This window comes from Marinobacter antarcticus (assembly GCF_900142385.1).
Taxonomy (GTDB): Bacteria; Pseudomonadota; Gammaproteobacteria; order Pseudomonadales; family Oleiphilaceae; genus Marinobacter; species Marinobacter antarcticus.
The window spans coordinates 201,536-217,364 of sequence record NZ_FRAQ01000002.1; the positions used below are offsets into that span (position 1 = coordinate 201,536).

The window sequence follows — 15,829 nt, forward strand, 5'->3', positions numbered from 1 at the left end:
AAATTCGTTTCCATTGATTCCCTTTTTGTTTCAAAACATAGCTCGAAAATATAAGATACGCTATGTGCGTTAACGCACAGTATCAGGGCTTTGAAAAGCACAGGCTGGCAGTAATACCGGTATTCGAAACTGAGTTCTGACACGTTGATTTCCATTAAGTAGTTCTCACTACCAAGGAGTGGGTTATGATTGGTTTATTGGTAGCTATCATTCTCGTGATAGTAATTGTCAGGCTGGTTTAGCCAGCGCTGGAATCTTCACACATTGGGCTAAAAATCGTCTGAGAGATTCTGGATGCTGATGACGTTCGCCTTTGTCCTGTATTGATGTATGACTTATGCAGCTCGTAGTTCAGAATCTCGCAAAGCTCTATGATCAAAAGCGAGGACTTGCGTCCACCAGCTTTGAAGTAGACAAAGGCGAGCTAATCGCCATTGTTGGTCATAACGGTGCTGGCAAATCGACCTTACTGAAAATGCTGGCAAACTGGATCGTTCCGGATAGCGGTACCGCAACGGTTGACGGGGCCGATCTGAAAGACAGGGTGGCTGTCGTCGGAAAGGTGGGTTTCATTCCAGAAGATCCCAATCTAATCGATTTCTTTTCCGTTGAATATAACCTCACGCTCTTCGCCCGGCTCTCCCGCGCCCCGAAGTCTCGGGTGGAAGACGTTCTGGCCGAGTTCAATCTACTGCCTTTTCGACGAAGCAAGGTACAGGCGCTGTCAAAAGGATTGAAGCAGCGGGTGAACATCGGACGCGCACTGTTGGCAGATCCTCCGCTGCTCATTCTGGATGAGCCCACATCGGGCCTCGACTTCGAGATGACAAGGGAAATCTACCGTTTGTTAAAATCGATGCATGCAGCTGGAAAGACCATTCTTTTTACTTCCCATCGACCTGAAGAGATAAAAAACCTTGCAACGCGGATCATGGTGCTGCATGAAAGCAGCCTGGTCTTCGACGGATCTCCCCAAGCGTATTTTCAATCCGAAATTCATGAAAATCTGTATGCATTATGATGCGAAATATCCTCATACTTGCATGCAATGATTTAGCCATCGCTCTCAAAAACAAGACGTTTTTTTTGATCCTGTTCATCCCGCTGTTCGTGTTTGTTACGCTGAATCTGGTAGACGTGACCGGCGTCGAAGCAAGCAAAATCAAAATCGGTCTGGTTCAGCAGGAAGCGTTTACACCCGAAATCACCCAGAGTATCAGTGCTGCTGAAAACCTTATCGAGATAACCTGGGTTGAAAATACGGAAGCGGGGATTCGTTTATTAACCGAGCGCAAGATAGACGGAATTTTAACGAGAAATGAAGCAGAAACCGACAGCCTTGCGTTGATTGTCTTGAAGAAAGATTCCATCCAAACCGTTGCGATCATGCAGACTTTCTCAGCATTACAGAAAGCCGCAGAAGGAGGTCGCCCGGATTGGATTACCGGAATCCAGGCATTGCACAAGGGCGGCATTCAGAGAGAGACGTTGCCTACATGGGTATTGATGTTGGTTCTGCTCATCGGCTTCATTATCCTGCCGGCGCAAGTGGCCGAGGAAAAGGAAAAGAAGCTTCTGCTTGCTCTTCTCCAGACGCCCATAACCGAAGCCCAATGGTTGATAGCCAAATTGATCCTGGGAATGCTGCTGACCTTGGCGGCGGTACTGTTTCTTCATCTGCTAGGAAAATTCGGCCCGGTACACCTTTTCGATTATATCGCCATACTCCTGGCAGGTAGCTTTTGCTTCAGCGCCTTTGGGATTTTTCTGGGGTTTCTATGCCGCAGCCAAGCCAGCGCCAGAACGCTGGGCGTTATCTTCTATTTACCGCACCTGCTCCCTTCGGCAATGGCAGATGTTTCACAGAAGTTAACCGCCGTTGCGCCGTTGCTGCCATCCTATCAATTGTATAAGCCTCTTCAGTCCATACTCCTGGAAAACGCCAGCTTGACAGATATGACCTTTGATTGGATCTACCTGATTTTACTGGGATCATTGATGTTTGTTTTATCATACCTGTTGATGAAGAAACGCTGGCTTATGTGATTTCCGGCACCTCAGCGGTTGCTGACAAGTTAAATCTCCGGCTTTCTCTAAAAAATGTGCAGAGTGTCATTGCGCACCGGAAATTGATTATTGATGGTGAGCCACAGCGGTTCGCCAGCCAGGGGCGCTTCCTCTGGCAACCCTCGTTGGGCATGCAGATGCAGGTGCGGTTCCGAGCTGTTTCCCGAATTGCCCATCTGCCCCAGAAAGGCACCGGTTCTTATCCTGTCTCCGGTTGCTACCGCGATACTGCCTTGGCGTAAATGCGCAAGGATCACGAAAAAATCCCCGCAATTGATAGCGACATAGTTGCCAGCCATATGGTCGCGGTCCATTTCCGGAACCGGCATATCTTGTATCCCATCAACTACCAGGGCCACTTCGCCGCTGCATGGCGAGAGAACCGGCACGCCAAACGTTGTGTATCTGGCCGGATCCGTCGGTTGCCAGCCATTCTTGTGAAACCCCAGAGGGGTAACCCGGAAGATATCCAGGGCCTTGCTCTGGCCGCGCCACGGGCGAAAACGCTCGACTGCCGGGTTCAGGGTTTTGAGGTGCCCATTGATCATCGGTGTGCTCCCTCCATTGGCAATGAGGTAGTGCCCCGGGGGGAAGGGAGGGGCTATGTCCACCACCGCTTCCTCGGGCAGCACGCGCCCCTTCATTGCGTGCCATGCCAGATAACCGCCAAGCAAGCCCAACACCGCCGCCATCAGGATCATGACAGAACTCGCCGCTGACGCCTGCCATAGCCCGGGACCGGGAATACCTTCTCGGAACAGGTGGGTAGCCGTGATAAGGAGCAGTAACAGGCCATAGGCATAAGGCGCCCAAAACGGCGGCACCGCCCACAGAGACACAAGGCCAATACCCAGCAGAACCAGTGCTACCGAAACAAGCTGGAGCCCCCACGCAAGCCATCCCGCCGCCGGGTAAAACGCCATCCACGCCAGCAGCGCCAGCGGCAGAAGAACCTGTGTAAGTATTACCATCCAGGACATCGTTCAGACCTTCTTTCTATTCCACCAGAGAACCAGAAGAACGGCAGCCAGGAGATTGCCGCAACGCTATAAAATTATGACCGAAATCATTCATGGGGGAACTCTACAGCAGTCACATCCGCCACGAAAAATGGAAAGTACTGATCCGTGGCAAAATGATTTCCGGCTTCCACATGGGTGGGCAGGCGAAACCCGCCGAAGTACTGGAACTCTGAGAGATAACCGCCGAACGGTTGCAGCCGGTGCTGCTTTTCCGGATTTGCATTGCTCCATCGCTCAAAACAGACCTGTGTCGGCTGACCATCCGCCCCCACGGTCAGATCAACTGACTGTGACAGGTCCCGATATTTTACGGTGACCCGGGCGCGATCAGCATCTAAGGCCTCCCAGACAATACCGGGGCAGGGCAGCACCGCTGCAGGTGTCCAGAAGACAGCCTCGGCCACATAACGGCCAAACGCTGAAAGGGTATGATCCGGGTTCCCACCCAGGCGGGCGACTGGCAACAAACTCATCAGCCAGAACCGCGTCCACCTCTGGCTGTCAGAACCGGACAGCCTCATCAAGCCACGCCGCGCACGCATTTTCCAGACAAACCCGGCAGGCATGGCCAGAACCTGAGTTGCCGTAAAATCCAGATAGCTGGGCTTGTCCCTGTTGCCCATCCCGAAGCACCCGACCACGGTGATGCTGGCCACCTTAGAGAGTGGAGTGCCCGGTGTAATCGTGTATAGAAAATAGCGGCGTGTCGGTTCAGGCAGGTGAGCGATCATATCGGCGGTGAAGATTGGAGGTTGTGCAGGTTGGCTGACCGCAAGCTCATGCATAGCTTTAAGGTCAGCCCGGTGATCCATTAGCCGCCAGACGGACAGCGCCAATCCCGTCAAAATAAGCAATACAAGCACAAAGGCCATCGCAATCACCTGGGAACGTCCTCAACCGCTCGTCTACAGACATAGAGCAGCCTTCAGCTTCGAACCAGTGAACTATAAAATATATGTGTATGGCTTGAGAAGTTGCTGCCCGAATTGAGGTCACCAGATGATGTCTTCTGGCCAGATGCCCAGCCTTACGACACCTATCTTTTTTCGCTGATTGCGGTCGTACTCGTCTGGCTGAACCGTAAGACCATGTTTACGCGTAAATACAGCATCTCAGAGGTCATCCCCGGAGAGCGGACTTCCTGATCATCACTCACCCCGCCTGCGTGCGCTGAGCACCTTTGGGACGTATTCAACCCTGAATAGGAGTTTTCAAATGAAAAAGTACCTGGCACTTTCTGTTCTTTTCATTACGTTGCCCAGCTACGCGCAACTGGCTCCCCAGCAAGGAATCAGTGGTGAAATTTCTCTGAACGCGGTCATTACGTCTTCGACCTCCAATTTTAATACCGAAGGTGACGCAACAATCGATTCGCTGGCAAACGAGCCAGAAAGTGAGTCAGAAAGCCTGATAGCCCCGCTCGGGAGCATTGCTTATACCTTTGGCAAGCAACTCAGGCAGCAGATTTATTTTGGTACTTCAAGAGAAGATATCGCGGTGGGAACGTTGGCGATGGAGCTGGGTTATAAACATGAGCTCAGCTCGGGCACTGTTGTGGATGTCTCCTTTTTACCAACGGTGATATCCGGAGAAACCTGGCAAAATCCCTATCAGCTCAACACCGCGCGAAGGGAGACCGACATCACAGGCAATGCCTATCGCCTGAAGCTTGAGAGCATTTCAGGTTCCAGCTTCAGCCTGGATCTTGCCTACGCCACCACAGATGTTGAGGACGACCTCAACGCCGGGACTGGCCTGGCGCGCGATGCTGAAAGCTACTATGCCAAGGGCGGTTATCGCTTCATCGTGTCGCCTACCAGCTTTCTGATACCCTCGGTCATCTACATTCAACATGACGCCGATGGCAGTGCAAACTCATTCGACTCCTATGGCACCGATATCAGCTGGTTCAATATTCTGGGCAAACACAGCCTGGTGCTAACAGCGGGTTACGCCAGGCGAGATTATGACAGTGCGAGTACGCTGTTTACTAAAGCGCGCTCAGATGACGAGCTAAGCCTGTTTGCAGCGTACGAATACCGGGACGTGATGGGGTGGAAGGATTGGTCGTTTATTTCTTTTGTCGGCTATGGCGATACCCAATCCAACCTCACGTTTTACGGTGAATCGTCGTACCTGCTTGCAGTTGGTTTAAACTACAAGTTCTAGTCAGGCTGATTCGTTCAGGAAATACCCATGATGGATTCCCTTGCCCAGACTGCCGCCTCACTGGCCCAAAGCGCTGGGTTGTGGGGCTACTGGTTCGCCTTATTTGCAGCCTTGGCGGAGACCGTTTTTCTACTTGGTCTCTTTCTGCCGGGTTCTACGCTGCTGCTGTTGATGGGAATGCTGGCCGGTCAGGGGTTTTTTGATCTTTTCGATCTGCTGTTCTTTGCCATCGTGGGCGCGACGCTTGGCGATAACATCAATTACTTCCTGGGACGCCGCTACGGCCGACACTGGTTAAGGGAAGATCGCTGGTTTCTGAAGACAGAACATGTGCAGAAAGCGGAGGCGTATTTCGACCGCCACGGTGGCAAAAGCGTATTTCTCGCCCGGTTTGTGCCTTCGGTGAAGGAAATCATGCCGTTCATTGCAGGGATGGTGGGAATGGAGCGCCGTTCCTTCATGACCTGGAACCTGCTCGGGGCCATTGGTTGGGGCTTTCAGTGGATCTTGCCGGGTTACATTTTCTCGCAGTCGTTGTCACTGGCCCAGACCTGGCTCTCTCGCGTTGGCATACTGGTTCTGGTTCTGGTTTTCACGCTGCTGATATTCTACGTCTTGCGATGGTCAATCCTGCGCTTCGGCCCCAGTGGCTTTCAGTTTCTAAGATCAATTTTAAAATCCGTGGGCGCCGCGTTGCGCCAAAATCCGGACGTCGTTCGTCTCATACGGCGATTTCCCGCGACGACCATCTTTATCAGGCAGCGCCTCGACCGCTCACGCTGGCTTGGGCTACCGCTGACCCTGACGGGTTTAACCGGGCTCTATATTCTCGCCCTTTTCAGCGGACTGGCTGAAGATGTCATTACCGGTGATACGGTGGTTGGGCTGGACACTCGCGTTAACGGCCTTCTGGCGAGTGTACGTAGCCCCTTTTTCGACCACCTGTTTTACACCATCACCTCCTTCGGATACTGGCCGGTGGTTGCCAGTGGCACCGTGGCGTTGAGCGGCTGGCTCTGGTACCGCAAACAAGGATCGCTGATTCTACCGCTGGCCATTTCCCTTGTAAGTTGTGAGCTACTGACCTTTCTTGGCAAGCTTGCGTTTCATCGCCCCCGACCGGACGGCGGCGTACTGGATCCATCGGGATTTTCATTTCCCAGTGGCCATGCCAGCATCAGCGTGGCTTTTTATGGATTTGCCATTTATATCGCCATGCGCTTCGTCCGGCTCTGGAGTACACGGATCAACCTGCTGATGCTGGGCCTGCTGATCGCGTTTTTGATCGGGTTCAGCCGACTCTACTTGGGCGTCCACTATCCCAGTGACGTGCTCGCCGGCTACCTTGTGGGCACTTTAGGATTGGTGCTGGGTATTTCTGCCACCTATATCAGTCCGGCTCATGTTCATCGTATCGGACTGCGGTTCCATGTTGCCCCGGGACTTAAACTGACCGTTGCCGTCGTCGGCGTTGCAGGGGTTCTGGTGATGAGTTTGATGTTCAATGTGTTTCGGGTGCCGGACCTCTCTGTGCATCCAGCACTGGCAAAGCAAACGGTCGTGTTGTCAGCATCGCCGCAAAGCATACTTAAAGGCCGCGAAACCTATGCCAGCTCCATCCTCGGCATTCGCAGAGCGCCTATTAACGTTCTTTTTGTTGCCCGGGATATTGATCAGGTGCGCGCCTGCCTGATTCGTTCCGGTTGGCGGGAAGCAGATCCGATTCGTTGGCACAGTGTGCCAAGGGCTTACTTCAATGCATTGCGCGGTACCGACTATCCAACCGCACCGCTATCACCCTGGTTCTGGAACGCCAACCCACAATCTCTCGGGTTGGTTCAGCCGGGACAACAGGGCCATGTTTTTGATCGAGGTTACCTGAGGGTCTGGGCGACACCTGACAAGCTGGATACCGGTGGGCGGCTGTTTGTGGCGACCGTTGGCCAGGAGAAGCGGCCTGGCTGGCATGTGGTGCCGCAGCCGTTAACCAGCTTCAACCTCGCTCGTCAGGACCTGAACGCGCAGTTGAAAGCAGGTGGGGGCGCTAATCACATCACAGAGGTGTCATATCCAGAGACCCCGCCGACAAACTCAACCGATGGGACATTACCCTATGATGGCCTTATCAGCTTGGTTGATGTAGGCCCGGGTTGTTAGTGCGTTGAAAACCACCGTTGTCGGGGACCAAGAAAACTAACGAATAAATCTGTCCCGGTTTTTGTTTCTCTTCACTGGCGTTGATCTGAGCAACCCTCTGGCATCTGCGCTTAGTTACTTACCTTCACGTTGAGAACCTGGCTTAAAAAGTTTAAACCAGGCGATTAAGCCCGCTACAGACCCGAGGCCCAGAAAAACGAAAAAATCTCCGACGCTAAAGTCGCCAACTTGATACATGAGCCCCAGGACTACTAAAAGAAATGTCCCGATGGTGCCGACAAGCCTTAAATTCATATTTTAATTCCCGAAATTTGTGGGCTCCCCTGAGTTGCCCGCTAAGCTGGAAGGCGACCTTGTTGCTTACCGGTAGTAGGCTTCAACCTTTCCTTTCAGAGTCATCAGAAGCGGCTGCCCGCGACGGTCCAGCGCTTTGGGCGAGGCAATTTTTATCCAACCTTCACTGATGCAATATTCCTCAACATTGGTACGTTCTTTGTCATTGAGCCGGATACCAATATCGTGATCGAAAACTTCTGCTACATGATGCGGGCTATGGGGATTTCTTGAAAGTCTATCCGGTAACGCTGGCAGCGATTTAGTATCGTTCATGGTAGTGACCTGCTTTAAATGAAAAGAGCGCCATTCTAGGCAATATGGATTTGGTGCTCAAGCACTGCAGCAGGATATGACATGTCACAGGTTTGGCTATAATCTATGCAGAAATACTCACGGAAATATAATCAAGTGCAACGGCATTGGTTCCTCTTTTTCCTGCTGATCATTCTGAACCTGACACCCTGCGCTCTGGCTGAACCAGCCCACGACTACGGGGCATTGCCCCTGATTGACGCTCGGGCCGACTACCAGGGCGCAATAGCCGATCGGGTCGGGTATCTCGTTGAACAAGGGGAAATGCTCTCCGTTGACGAAGTTCAGTCTCTGATTCGTGCTGATCCGGCGGTCCTGAAGCGTCCTGAGAGTGGCGTGTTAGCCAATGGCATCAATTCCGATGCGATATGGCTGGTGGCGAACGTTTCCAATCCGACCGAAGACGCCATTTTGCGGCGCGTGTCCGTCGGAACAGGTTGGCTGGAAAGGGTCGACTTCTTTTTCATCACCGAAGGCCTGCTGCCACAGCGTTTTGTCAGCGGTGATAGCATCGCGCTGGCGCATCGTTCCATTGCCAAACGCATACCCAGTGCCGATTATCTGTTTCCGCCCGGCGAGACACGTCTATTGCTGCGCGTTGAGACTGCAGATCCAATGGTGGTGCCACTCTACTTTTCCAGCATTGCCGTCAACCATAGCCGAGAGCAGTCAGAGGCGATCTTCTTCAGCTTCGCCTACGGCGTCATGTTTGCGCTGTCTGCCTATAACCTGATGCTGTTCGCCGGCCTTCGGAAGCGGCGTTATCTGTTCTACTCGCTCTACACGGCCACTTTCGTGATCGTGACGGCGTCCTACAATGGTGTCGGCATGGCCCTGCTGTGGCCCGATGCAGTGGGCTGGCAACAGTGGGCGCCACCGCTGTTCATGCTGTGTTTCGTCAGCTCTGGCCTGGCCTTTGCGACGAGTTTTCTAAAGACCCGACGCCACCGACCACGGCTCCACAAAACCATCCAGACAATCGGTGTGGCCTATTTCACGCTCTTTGGCGCGTGTTTCGCCTTAGACAAACAGGGCCTGGCGCTACAACTGGCATTCCTGGTTGTGCCGGTGTTCACGGCACTGATGCTTTACATGGGCGTGTCGAGCTGGATGGGAGGCAACCAATCCGCACGCTATTTCATGCTAGGCACACTGGCCTCCGTTGTTGGTGCTTTTGTGACGGCCTTGACGGTAGCTGGCGTGATTACTTATTCCCAGCCTGGCTACTATGCCCTGGACATCGGCATGGTAGTGGATGCCATGCTGTTGATGTTGGCGCTGGCCGATCTGGCCCGAAAAAACAAAGAGGCCCGGGTGGCAGCCGAGCGGACGGCTCAGATCGATCTGCTGACCGGCCTCAACAATCGGCGTGGTTTTCTGCCTGTCGCCGAATCACTGTGGAGCCTGGCCACGCGCAAGGACAGCAATGTGTGTGTGGCGATGATCGATATTGACCATTTCAAGAGCATCAATGACCAATATGGCCATGCAGTCGGCGACAGGGTATTGAAGAAAATTGCCGACGAGCTTGATAACTCCCGGCGCAAAGGCGACATTCTGGCTCGCTGGGGTGGTGAAGAATTCACTCTTTTGTTGCCGGAAACGGACGAGGCCGAAACCCTCACAGTGGCCGAGCGTTTCCGCCACAATATCGAGCAACTGGTGGTCAATGATGGTGGCAGGATGATTCGATGCACCATCAGTGTGGGTGTCGCCAGCCGCCACGCTCAAGATGTCACCCTGGAGCACGCTATTTCCAGGGCCGACGAAGAGCTCTACCAGGCCAAGATTCAGGGGCGCAATCAGATTTCCACCGGTCGCACGTCGGATGCTGCCTAGGAAAAACCACCACGCCATTATCTCCCGGCTCTCTTCAGGAAGTCATGGTATTTTTCGCGGCAGCCCACGTGTGAACGCCGCGTATCCCCCAGACATCTGGTTTATTGTCTTTGGATCAGAACCCGTTGGATAACATGACCCCAGGTGCGATCTTTTGCATCGCTGGCATGCTGGTCCGCCCGGCTCCGGGCTTCTACTTGGCCTGCACTGGATACAAAGGCCGTAAAATGTTTGGTCACGGCCTGATGATAGCTCCTGAAAGCAGCTTCACAGCCCGCTTGGGCGCCCTTGGCAATGTCTGAAGGTGGTGCGGATGTTATATGGCTGAAGCGATCGGATTCACTGGCCATGCAATCCTGATACGCCTTGTATTTCTCGTTCAGGCTGGCGCTGAGGGTCTTCTTTTCATCGGAGGTCAGATTCGGCGCAGGCGAAAGAGCCGCGCAACTGGCCAGCGACCCGCATAATGCCACCACAATGGTAGCGCCCCGCCAACGGGCAGCATCAAAGAAAATCATACCTATCACCCTTTTATAATGCGCATTGAGGTTACTATTACTCATGGTAAAACCTGCGCTTATAAATTAAAGGGCAGACTTTGATTACGCAATCCACTAAATGATCTCTTTTACGATCATGTTTCGAACGAGCTCAACGGCATCCCTATCATGGCCAGCTACAGCCACCCAGACTTTGCTTTTGCCTTCTCCCATAGCCAGGCATTTGACGACCACTCTGTTGCCTTTGTAGGTTCCATATATCCCGTATTCGTTTTCGACCTGGTTCTCAAGGCCGATTGTCTGAAGCGCAAACGAGCTCTGAATCTCACAAGCTGCTGCAGACTTATCGAGATCTTTAAACCAGGACCAAAGTTCCGGAGCTCTCTCAGGTTCATGCGCGAAACATGCACCACTAAATAAAACCAACGCCAGAATGCACTTTTTCACGCCTGTTCCTTATCTTGAAAATTAGTCATATTGCCCCCGTGTTCTCCTCCTGAAGCTCCGACATTCGGGCATTTCAGGCGGTTGATCTCATCGCGCTCCGGTGCGCAGGATAGCTCCATTCCACCGCTTTGACCTTGAACTCAACACGTTACCGCTGAGTCTTCTTCCCAGTAATTATCTTCGGCATCGTGCTTCTCCTGTTGCGGGGTAAGTCCAATCATAGGCCAGGAGTGTCTACTGAGACGGGGTAAGTCCAGAGTTATCGATGCGTGTCTACTGAAGTGGGGGAAGTCCATGTCCGGCTTACGCGAATTGTTATGTCAGCATATCGGTATTCTGGGCTTCTAGGTGCGAGGTGTAGGTGAACTCTTGGAAGTCTACTTTGAACGCAGAAAGGTTTCTTTCCCCCCGCCAAAATCTCACTTTCGAATTTTGCCCCTTCAGGACCAAGCATATGACCTCCAAAACATCTCGGCCTATATTTGGGCCAAAATAAACGCCGGTTAGGGCCTCAGCGGGATATTTGTATGCAGTTCCAGCCTCACTATGGAGAACCCGCCATTCACGCTCATATTTCCAAGCATTAGATTTTGTGCAAAAAAGATCCAGCACTTCACCTCGCTCTCCATCCGTGAAAACACTCAATGCGTTTAGTTTTGGCATCTCGTCCACATACTTAACTTTTTTTGCTTTTGCAAAAAGCTCGGTGTTTGTGTCGAACTCTAAACAGAACCCTTGGTATTTATCCGAATAATGAGCCCACATGAGCAGTTCGTCGTTTACCTCAGAAAAACAGGAGACACCTCTGCTCTCAATGAATCTTTCGACGACCTCTTCACAAGCCGTTCGAGCTCCCCTCATAAGCATAGGCCTCAGTTCGCCAGGAGCTTTCAACTCTAATGCTCGCTTCATATTGTCAGGCCAATCCTTGGTCAGATAGATCGACCTAAACTTCTCAATCTCGCCGGGCCTTATCTCCTCGATATCAGCTTTCAGCGCGCAATCATATGGGTCGTTAAAGCCCGAGGGTGGCGCAAAATATACGACCTGATTCTTGAGGTTTAGAAGGGACTGCATGGTGAAAGCTTCATACTTATAAAGCTTTTCTGGAAGATCCAAACTCCGCTCTCCTAATAGACATAACGCCTCAAACACCGGCTTGGTGAAGTTGGCGGCTTTTTTGGAACAAAAAAGATGACATTTTTACCAAGTCCGCGTGCTTTGACTTGTATGGCTATACTGGCTTCACTTTGTCACCTATATTAGGATCTTCAAATGGAACAGCTTCCTTCTCTGGTTCCTCTACAATTTCACCACTTAGGGATGCAAATATACCAGCTTGCCTGCGAATTACTCTTCCTTTAGAAACTACCCGATTAGATTTTATCGTCGTTAATTTAGGTTGAACATGCGTTGCAGTACCCGTTCCGCGAACTATTTCAAGGGCTCCCAGGCTCTCACCAGTCTCTGGATCAATAATCTCATCTGAATCTACATAATAAACCAGGAAGTGATTTCCTTTTGAAACACCATGCTCAGACCCACGATTAATCACTAGGGTAAAGTCATCAATTATTTTAACGACGGCCGCGGGAAAAGTGCTCATGTTTTCATCTTCAGCCATTGTAAACATTCTCCAAAATGAAGCTAGGGACGGATGACTTGATTACAAGTTTATCAAGTTCGTCTTTCGAGTTTCTCTTTAAATTGTTTAGCTTCTCACCAAAATCATAATCATTCGTCACAACAATCTGCACCTTCTTATCATTTTGCACATTTACAACTTTTCCGACCCCTACTAATTGTTCAAGTCCATCCTCCAGATAATAAACTGAAATAATTGCATCATGTGATAATAGAGGTGTTGGCTTAACCAAGAACAGTGCGAAAGCGTTTTTGTACGCCTTTGGAGGTTCTTTAACATGAATAACTTTTGGAAGTATCAATTTCGAATAGCCGAACGAAATCCAGGCTGCCCTAAGAGAGACAACGGCAAGAAAGAAGAGCAATATAAATATCGGCAAAACATGATTAATAGCTACGCTCGTGTTCTTGGGCGTCAAATAGAAAACGAGCAATGCAGCGCCAAAGCTGAGAAAGGTAAGCATACCTCCCCAACTTTTCACCACGCTCTCCCAGAGGAGATTGCCAAATGACATATTTCCCATCGTTGATATAAATCTCCTAGTTCAAGGACAGCCTAACGTCCGCATTTGCGGCTGGTTTGGAGCGAAGCGGAAAACCAGTCCGACAACATGCGCTTGTTACATGCCTTCTTCATGATTTTGCTGCTTTTATCAATTTTCCTATTTGTTCCATCCCATCAAATGTTGATGGTAGGTTTCCATCATCCGTGACTATCCCGGAAAATATAATGCTTTCAAATTTATCTAAGGAGTTCGCATCTTTCTTCTTTATATCGCTAGAATATTCCGAGTAATTCTGGATAAATCTACACAATGTTTTTCTAAGATCTATCTGTAAAAGCTGTGACTTTACAGACTTGTAGTTGAATAGAAGAACTCTAAAGTAGTAAACGGAAATTGCAACCAACGAAACTGTAGGGAAAATTGAAACCAAAAGACCGTCTCTAACTGCGGCAATGTTCTCTAGATTCAGATACACAAAAATTAGCTCTGCAACTATAGGTGATACGATTAAAATCGACAAGATCCGAAGCCAAATTAGTATTCCATCTCGCTCCTTTTTCTTCTCTGTCGCCAGTTCATCAAATCCCTGATACAGGCCAACAAAGTTGAAAGCATTTTCATATTTAGATAAAGACTCTTTAAGTGAGTCGACTTTAGCTTCTCTCTCAGCCAGGTCTGCATTCCAGTCGTCTTTTAGCTTTTCTGCTTTAGCAGATACTGCATTGAAGTTTTTCAAACTTTCTATAGCGTCACTATTAGCTATAGCCTTAAAGATATTGATCGGCATATCACGAATAGCATATTCGATTTGCTCTTTAGCATTGTGCTCAAATAAATCAACGTTGTTAAAAACAAAACGTCTTGCAGATTCAAACTCCATTGCCAAATCATTTTTCATGGAAAGATACAGTTCGAACAGGAAGCGGAAACACATGGAACAAATATCATCCAACTTTTCCTTTGTTAGTTCTTTCTCCTCATCAGCCAGTCGATTAATAAATTGGTTGCCAATCCATTGAATATTGATTTCACAAAGCTCATCCCATTGATCGGGCTTGTTTTCCATGGAACCAACAACTAAGCGAATAAGGCTATTCCGTTGCTTTTCGAAATCGTCAACAGGAACCAAACCATCAATTTTGTGTTTAAACTTTGTGAGAACAGTTTTGCTCTGGTTCGTACTAAAAAGTTCTGCCATGTGGCTCCCTATTTATGATGCATGTAACGCCAGCGCACAACAGCGCTCTTGTAATGGAGGCGCAGCCGCAATGAAAAGGGCGTCCGGCGGCCACGGGCCGCGTATTGATGCGCCTTGTTAGGGGCTAGTCCCCCTTGCGTGCGACCCACTGTGTATGCTCTCTTGAAAATGCTGATTCACTATTGGTTACAAACTCGGACAGTTGCCCTTCATCGTGCACCGACGTGGACTCACCTTTGATTATTACAATCTCATGGGCGGCTAATGCGTATGCAGAATTCAATTCATTGTGCTTCTTAGCCTGAAGCCAAGTTAGTACGGCACCAGCAGCGGTCGCTAAGACCTCAACGGGAAGAGCGAAGGAAGGGTCTTTGATTCTGTAAAGCAGCATAAGGATCGCGGCGGAGTGCAAAACAACAGATACCCAGAACCACTGTTGAGCACGGCGCTTATTGAACCGCGATTTCATCCAATACCAGTTCGCTTGGTCGGTTACCCGATGATTCACGTAGACAAGCAACCTCTCCGCAACTGGGAGCTTCCTGACCTCTCGCATTTTTTCAGATATTGGGTCATTTAAGGCAATTCCTGCCTGAAGTGAATGAGAAAGACTTTTGTTCTGATCTAGTATCGTCTTGAGGTCACTTAGAAATGTTCGAGATACAATTTCGATGTTCTCATCGTCTTCGTATGGCTCGGCCCTCATCATCCAGCGCCAAGCGATAGTTTTGACCGATTCCGCAACCGCGCGACCGTTGTACCAAACGTCATCGGGTCTTTTAACCCGGATGAAAATGAGTATTCCGAGCGTAATCAGGAAAAGGCTTGCCGAAACCAGTGCTCCCACAGCATCAGTTGGGCGCAGGTACGAAACGAACGCTGCAAGCACTAACAGAAAAAGGTACCACTTCAAGCCGGTATAGTAGACATTCTGCGAGCTAAGCGACGCCTGATTCGCTGATTGATACAAACCAGGTAAATCTTCTGAGTCGATATCGATAGCGGCCATTACTTGTACAGCTCCCAGATCCCTCCAATTACGGATTTCTTTGCCCAGCCAACCGACATCGATGATGCATTAGCTACCACGCCCGAGGTGCGACGTTGACCTTGTGGGTTAACTGCTAAAATTGGCTTTCCGTAGTCGGTAGAACCTTTGATTTCTTTTGCGATCCATTTGCTATATCCGGTATACATCCCCGTCGGAATCACTATCACGTGGCTCATAGCAATTTGTTTTAATATCGCTTCTTTAAGCTGCTTGTCGTTTGGTGCATTGTGAATTGGATTATCCTTTGGTACAGAATAATTCCGAAAGTCCAGGGACGCTTGACCCACTCTCCAGTTTTCTTCGAAGATCCAACTTGCAAGTGTTTGGTAATGTCCTGAATATTTCCAGGCGTGACTGATGAAAACGTGGATCTGTCTTGTGCTCATTTCCTCTCCTTGTTCGAACCCAGCGCCTAACAGCGTAATAGACCGCGCTCTTCGTTATTCAATATCGTGACTTCCATATTTTTACGCATCGCTATTACGTTATTCCTAAGCAAGCTACTCACAAAACTAGCCCAAAACCAGACAATTACAACCGCGCTTCCGCCAAATCTCGTAATATCACCGCGCAATAACGAA

16 protein-coding genes are annotated in these 15,829 nt (G+C 50.1%); 5 read left to right on the forward strand and 11 right to left on the reverse strand.

Annotated elements, in window-relative coordinates:
• Positions 1 to 337 precede the first annotated feature (337 nt).
• Together BUA49_RS12290 and BUA49_RS12295 are read left to right on the forward strand one after the other, a co-directional pair.
• Positions 338 to 1,021, forward strand: a complete 684-nt coding sequence (locus BUA49_RS12290; RefSeq protein WP_072798127.1) for an ABC transporter ATP-binding protein — start codon at positions 338 to 340, stop codon at positions 1,019 to 1,021.
• Positions 1,018 to 2,046 (forward strand): ABC transporter permease, encoded by a 1,029-nt coding sequence (locus BUA49_RS12295; RefSeq protein ID WP_072798129.1) that lies wholly within the window; start codon positions 1,018 to 1,020, stop codon positions 2,044 to 2,046. Before BUA49_RS12290 ends, BUA49_RS12295 begins: the two co-directional genes overlap by 4 nt.
• 47 nt (positions 2,047 to 2,093) lie before the next feature.
• Here the strand turns inward: BUA49_RS12295 and BUA49_RS12300 are convergent, their stop codons facing one another.
• Both BUA49_RS12300 and BUA49_RS12305 read right to left on the reverse strand, forming a co-directional pair.
• A complete protein-coding gene (locus BUA49_RS12300) occupies positions 2,094 to 3,047 on the reverse strand; it encodes a M23 family metallopeptidase (RefSeq protein WP_072798131.1) in 954 nt (317 codons plus the stop codon).
• A gap of 86 nt (positions 3,048 to 3,133) precedes the next feature.
• The gene (locus BUA49_RS12305; protein ID WP_072798133.1) at positions 3,134 to 3,961 is read right to left on the reverse strand and encodes a DUF6544 family protein; all 828 of its coding nucleotides are present in this window, start codon (positions 3,959 to 3,961) and stop codon (positions 3,134 to 3,136) included.
• A 343-nt stretch (positions 3,962 to 4,304) separates the two neighbouring features.
• On the opposite strand from BUA49_RS12305, the gene BUA49_RS12310 reads away from it, so the two are divergent.
• Positions 4,305 to 5,258: a DUF2860 domain-containing protein gene (locus BUA49_RS12310; protein WP_072798134.1), complete on the forward strand. Its 954-nt coding sequence runs from the start codon at positions 4,305 to 4,307 to the stop codon at positions 5,256 to 5,258.
• 27 nt (positions 5,259 to 5,285) lie between these two features.
• Positions 5,286 to 7,415, forward strand: coding sequence for a bifunctional DedA family/phosphatase PAP2 family protein (locus tag BUA49_RS12315; RefSeq protein ID WP_072798136.1), 2,130 nt, complete (start codon positions 5,286 to 5,288; stop codon positions 7,413 to 7,415).
• Between the two features lie 360 nt (positions 7,416 to 7,775).
• Here the strand turns inward: BUA49_RS12315 and BUA49_RS12325 are convergent, their stop codons facing one another.
• Complete coding sequence (locus BUA49_RS12325) at positions 7,776 to 8,024, reverse strand: DUF3297 family protein (RefSeq protein WP_072798139.1); 249 nt, start codon at positions 8,022 to 8,024, stop codon at positions 7,776 to 7,778.
• A gap of 135 nt (positions 8,025 to 8,159) precedes the next feature.
• Here BUA49_RS12325 and BUA49_RS12330 point away from each other — a divergent pair, with 135 nt between their 5' ends.
• Positions 8,160 to 9,902 (forward strand): sensor domain-containing diguanylate cyclase, encoded by a 1,743-nt coding sequence (locus tag BUA49_RS12330; protein WP_072798664.1) that lies wholly within the window; start codon positions 8,160 to 8,162, stop codon positions 9,900 to 9,902.
• A gap of 101 nt (positions 9,903 to 10,003) precedes the next feature.
• On the opposite strand, the gene BUA49_RS12335 is transcribed toward BUA49_RS12330, so the two are convergent.
• The 8 genes from BUA49_RS12335 to BUA49_RS12370 form a co-directional block, all read right to left on the reverse strand.
• Entirely contained in the window at positions 10,004 to 10,465 is a 462-nt protein-coding gene (locus BUA49_RS12335; RefSeq protein ID WP_139248785.1) for a hypothetical protein, read from the reverse strand.
• A 51-nt stretch (positions 10,466 to 10,516) separates the two neighbouring features.
• On the reverse strand, positions 10,517 to 10,849 hold the full coding sequence (locus BUA49_RS12340) for a hypothetical protein (protein ID WP_072798143.1): 333 nt from the start codon (positions 10,847 to 10,849) through the stop codon (positions 10,517 to 10,519).
• Between the two features lie 315 nt (positions 10,850 to 11,164).
• Positions 11,165 to 11,968 carry a DUF2971 domain-containing protein gene (locus BUA49_RS12345; RefSeq protein ID WP_072798145.1) on the reverse strand — a complete coding sequence of 268 codons (804 nt, stop codon included), beginning with the start codon at positions 11,966 to 11,968 and terminating at the stop codon, positions 11,165 to 11,167.
• Positions 11,969 to 12,083: 115 nt separating this feature from the next.
• Complete coding sequence (locus BUA49_RS12350; RefSeq protein ID WP_072798147.1) at positions 12,084 to 12,473, reverse strand: hypothetical protein; 390 nt, start codon at positions 12,471 to 12,473, stop codon at positions 12,084 to 12,086.
• Entirely contained in the window at positions 12,466 to 13,008 is a 543-nt protein-coding gene (locus BUA49_RS12355) for a hypothetical protein (RefSeq protein ID WP_175547585.1), read from the reverse strand. The genes BUA49_RS12350 and BUA49_RS12355 overlap by 8 nt, the downstream gene beginning before the upstream one ends.
• Before the next feature lie 118 nt (positions 13,009 to 13,126).
• Positions 13,127 to 14,197: a hypothetical protein gene (locus BUA49_RS12360; RefSeq protein ID WP_072798151.1), complete on the reverse strand. Its 1,071-nt coding sequence runs from the start codon at positions 14,195 to 14,197 to the stop codon at positions 13,127 to 13,129.
• Positions 14,198 to 14,321: 124 nt separating this feature from the next.
• Entirely contained in the window at positions 14,322 to 15,206 is an 885-nt protein-coding gene (locus tag BUA49_RS12365) for a DUF4231 domain-containing protein (RefSeq protein WP_072798153.1), read from the reverse strand.
• Positions 15,206 to 15,634 carry a TIR domain-containing protein gene (locus BUA49_RS12370; RefSeq protein ID WP_072798155.1) on the reverse strand — a complete coding sequence of 143 codons (429 nt, stop codon included), beginning with the start codon at positions 15,632 to 15,634 and terminating at the stop codon, positions 15,206 to 15,208. The genes BUA49_RS12365 and BUA49_RS12370 overlap by 1 nt, the downstream gene beginning before the upstream one ends.
• Positions 15,635 to 15,829: the final 195 nt, after the last annotated feature.

What these genes read in the sequence shown, in the direction of transcription:
- BUA49_RS12370 (WP_072798155.1), bottom strand. Translation starts at nt 15,634, where the DNA reads ATGAGCACAAGACAGATCCACGTTTTCATCAGTCACGCCTGGAAATAT.
- BUA49_RS12365 (WP_072798153.1), bottom strand. Translation starts at nt 15,206, where the DNA reads ATGGCCGCTATCGATATCGACTCAGAAGATTTACCTGGTTTGTATCAA.
- BUA49_RS12305 (WP_072798133.1), bottom strand. Translation starts at nt 3,961, where the DNA reads ATGGCCTTTGTGCTTGTATTGCTTATTTTGACGGGATTGGCGCTGTCC.
- BUA49_RS12310 (WP_072798134.1), top strand. Translation starts at nt 4,305, where the DNA reads ATGAAAAAGTACCTGGCACTTTCTGTTCTTTTCATTACGTTGCCCAGC.
- BUA49_RS12315 (WP_072798136.1), top strand. Translation starts at nt 5,286, where the DNA reads ATGATGGATTCCCTTGCCCAGACTGCCGCCTCACTGGCCCAAAGCGCT.
- BUA49_RS12350 (WP_072798147.1), bottom strand. Translation starts at nt 12,473, where the DNA reads ATGGCTGAAGATGAAAACATGAGCACTTTTCCCGCGGCCGTCGTTAAA.
- BUA49_RS12355 (WP_175547585.1), bottom strand. Translation starts at nt 13,008, where the DNA reads ATGTCATTTGGCAATCTCCTCTGGGAGAGCGTGGTGAAAAGTTGGGGA.
- BUA49_RS12295 (WP_072798129.1), top strand. Translation starts at nt 1,018, where the DNA reads ATGATGCGAAATATCCTCATACTTGCATGCAATGATTTAGCCATCGCT.
- BUA49_RS12290 (WP_072798127.1), top strand. Translation starts at nt 338, where the DNA reads ATGCAGCTCGTAGTTCAGAATCTCGCAAAGCTCTATGATCAAAAGCGA.
- BUA49_RS12325 (WP_072798139.1), bottom strand. Translation starts at nt 8,024, where the DNA reads ATGAACGATACTAAATCGCTGCCAGCGTTACCGGATAGACTTTCAAGA.
- BUA49_RS12360 (WP_072798151.1), bottom strand. Translation starts at nt 14,197, where the DNA reads ATGGCAGAACTTTTTAGTACGAACCAGAGCAAAACTGTTCTCACAAAG.
- BUA49_RS12335 (WP_139248785.1), bottom strand. Translation starts at nt 10,465, where the DNA reads ATGAGTAATAGTAACCTCAATGCGCATTATAAAAGGGTGATAGGTATG.
- BUA49_RS12300 (WP_072798131.1), bottom strand. Translation starts at nt 3,047, where the DNA reads ATGTCCTGGATGGTAATACTTACACAGGTTCTTCTGCCGCTGGCGCTG.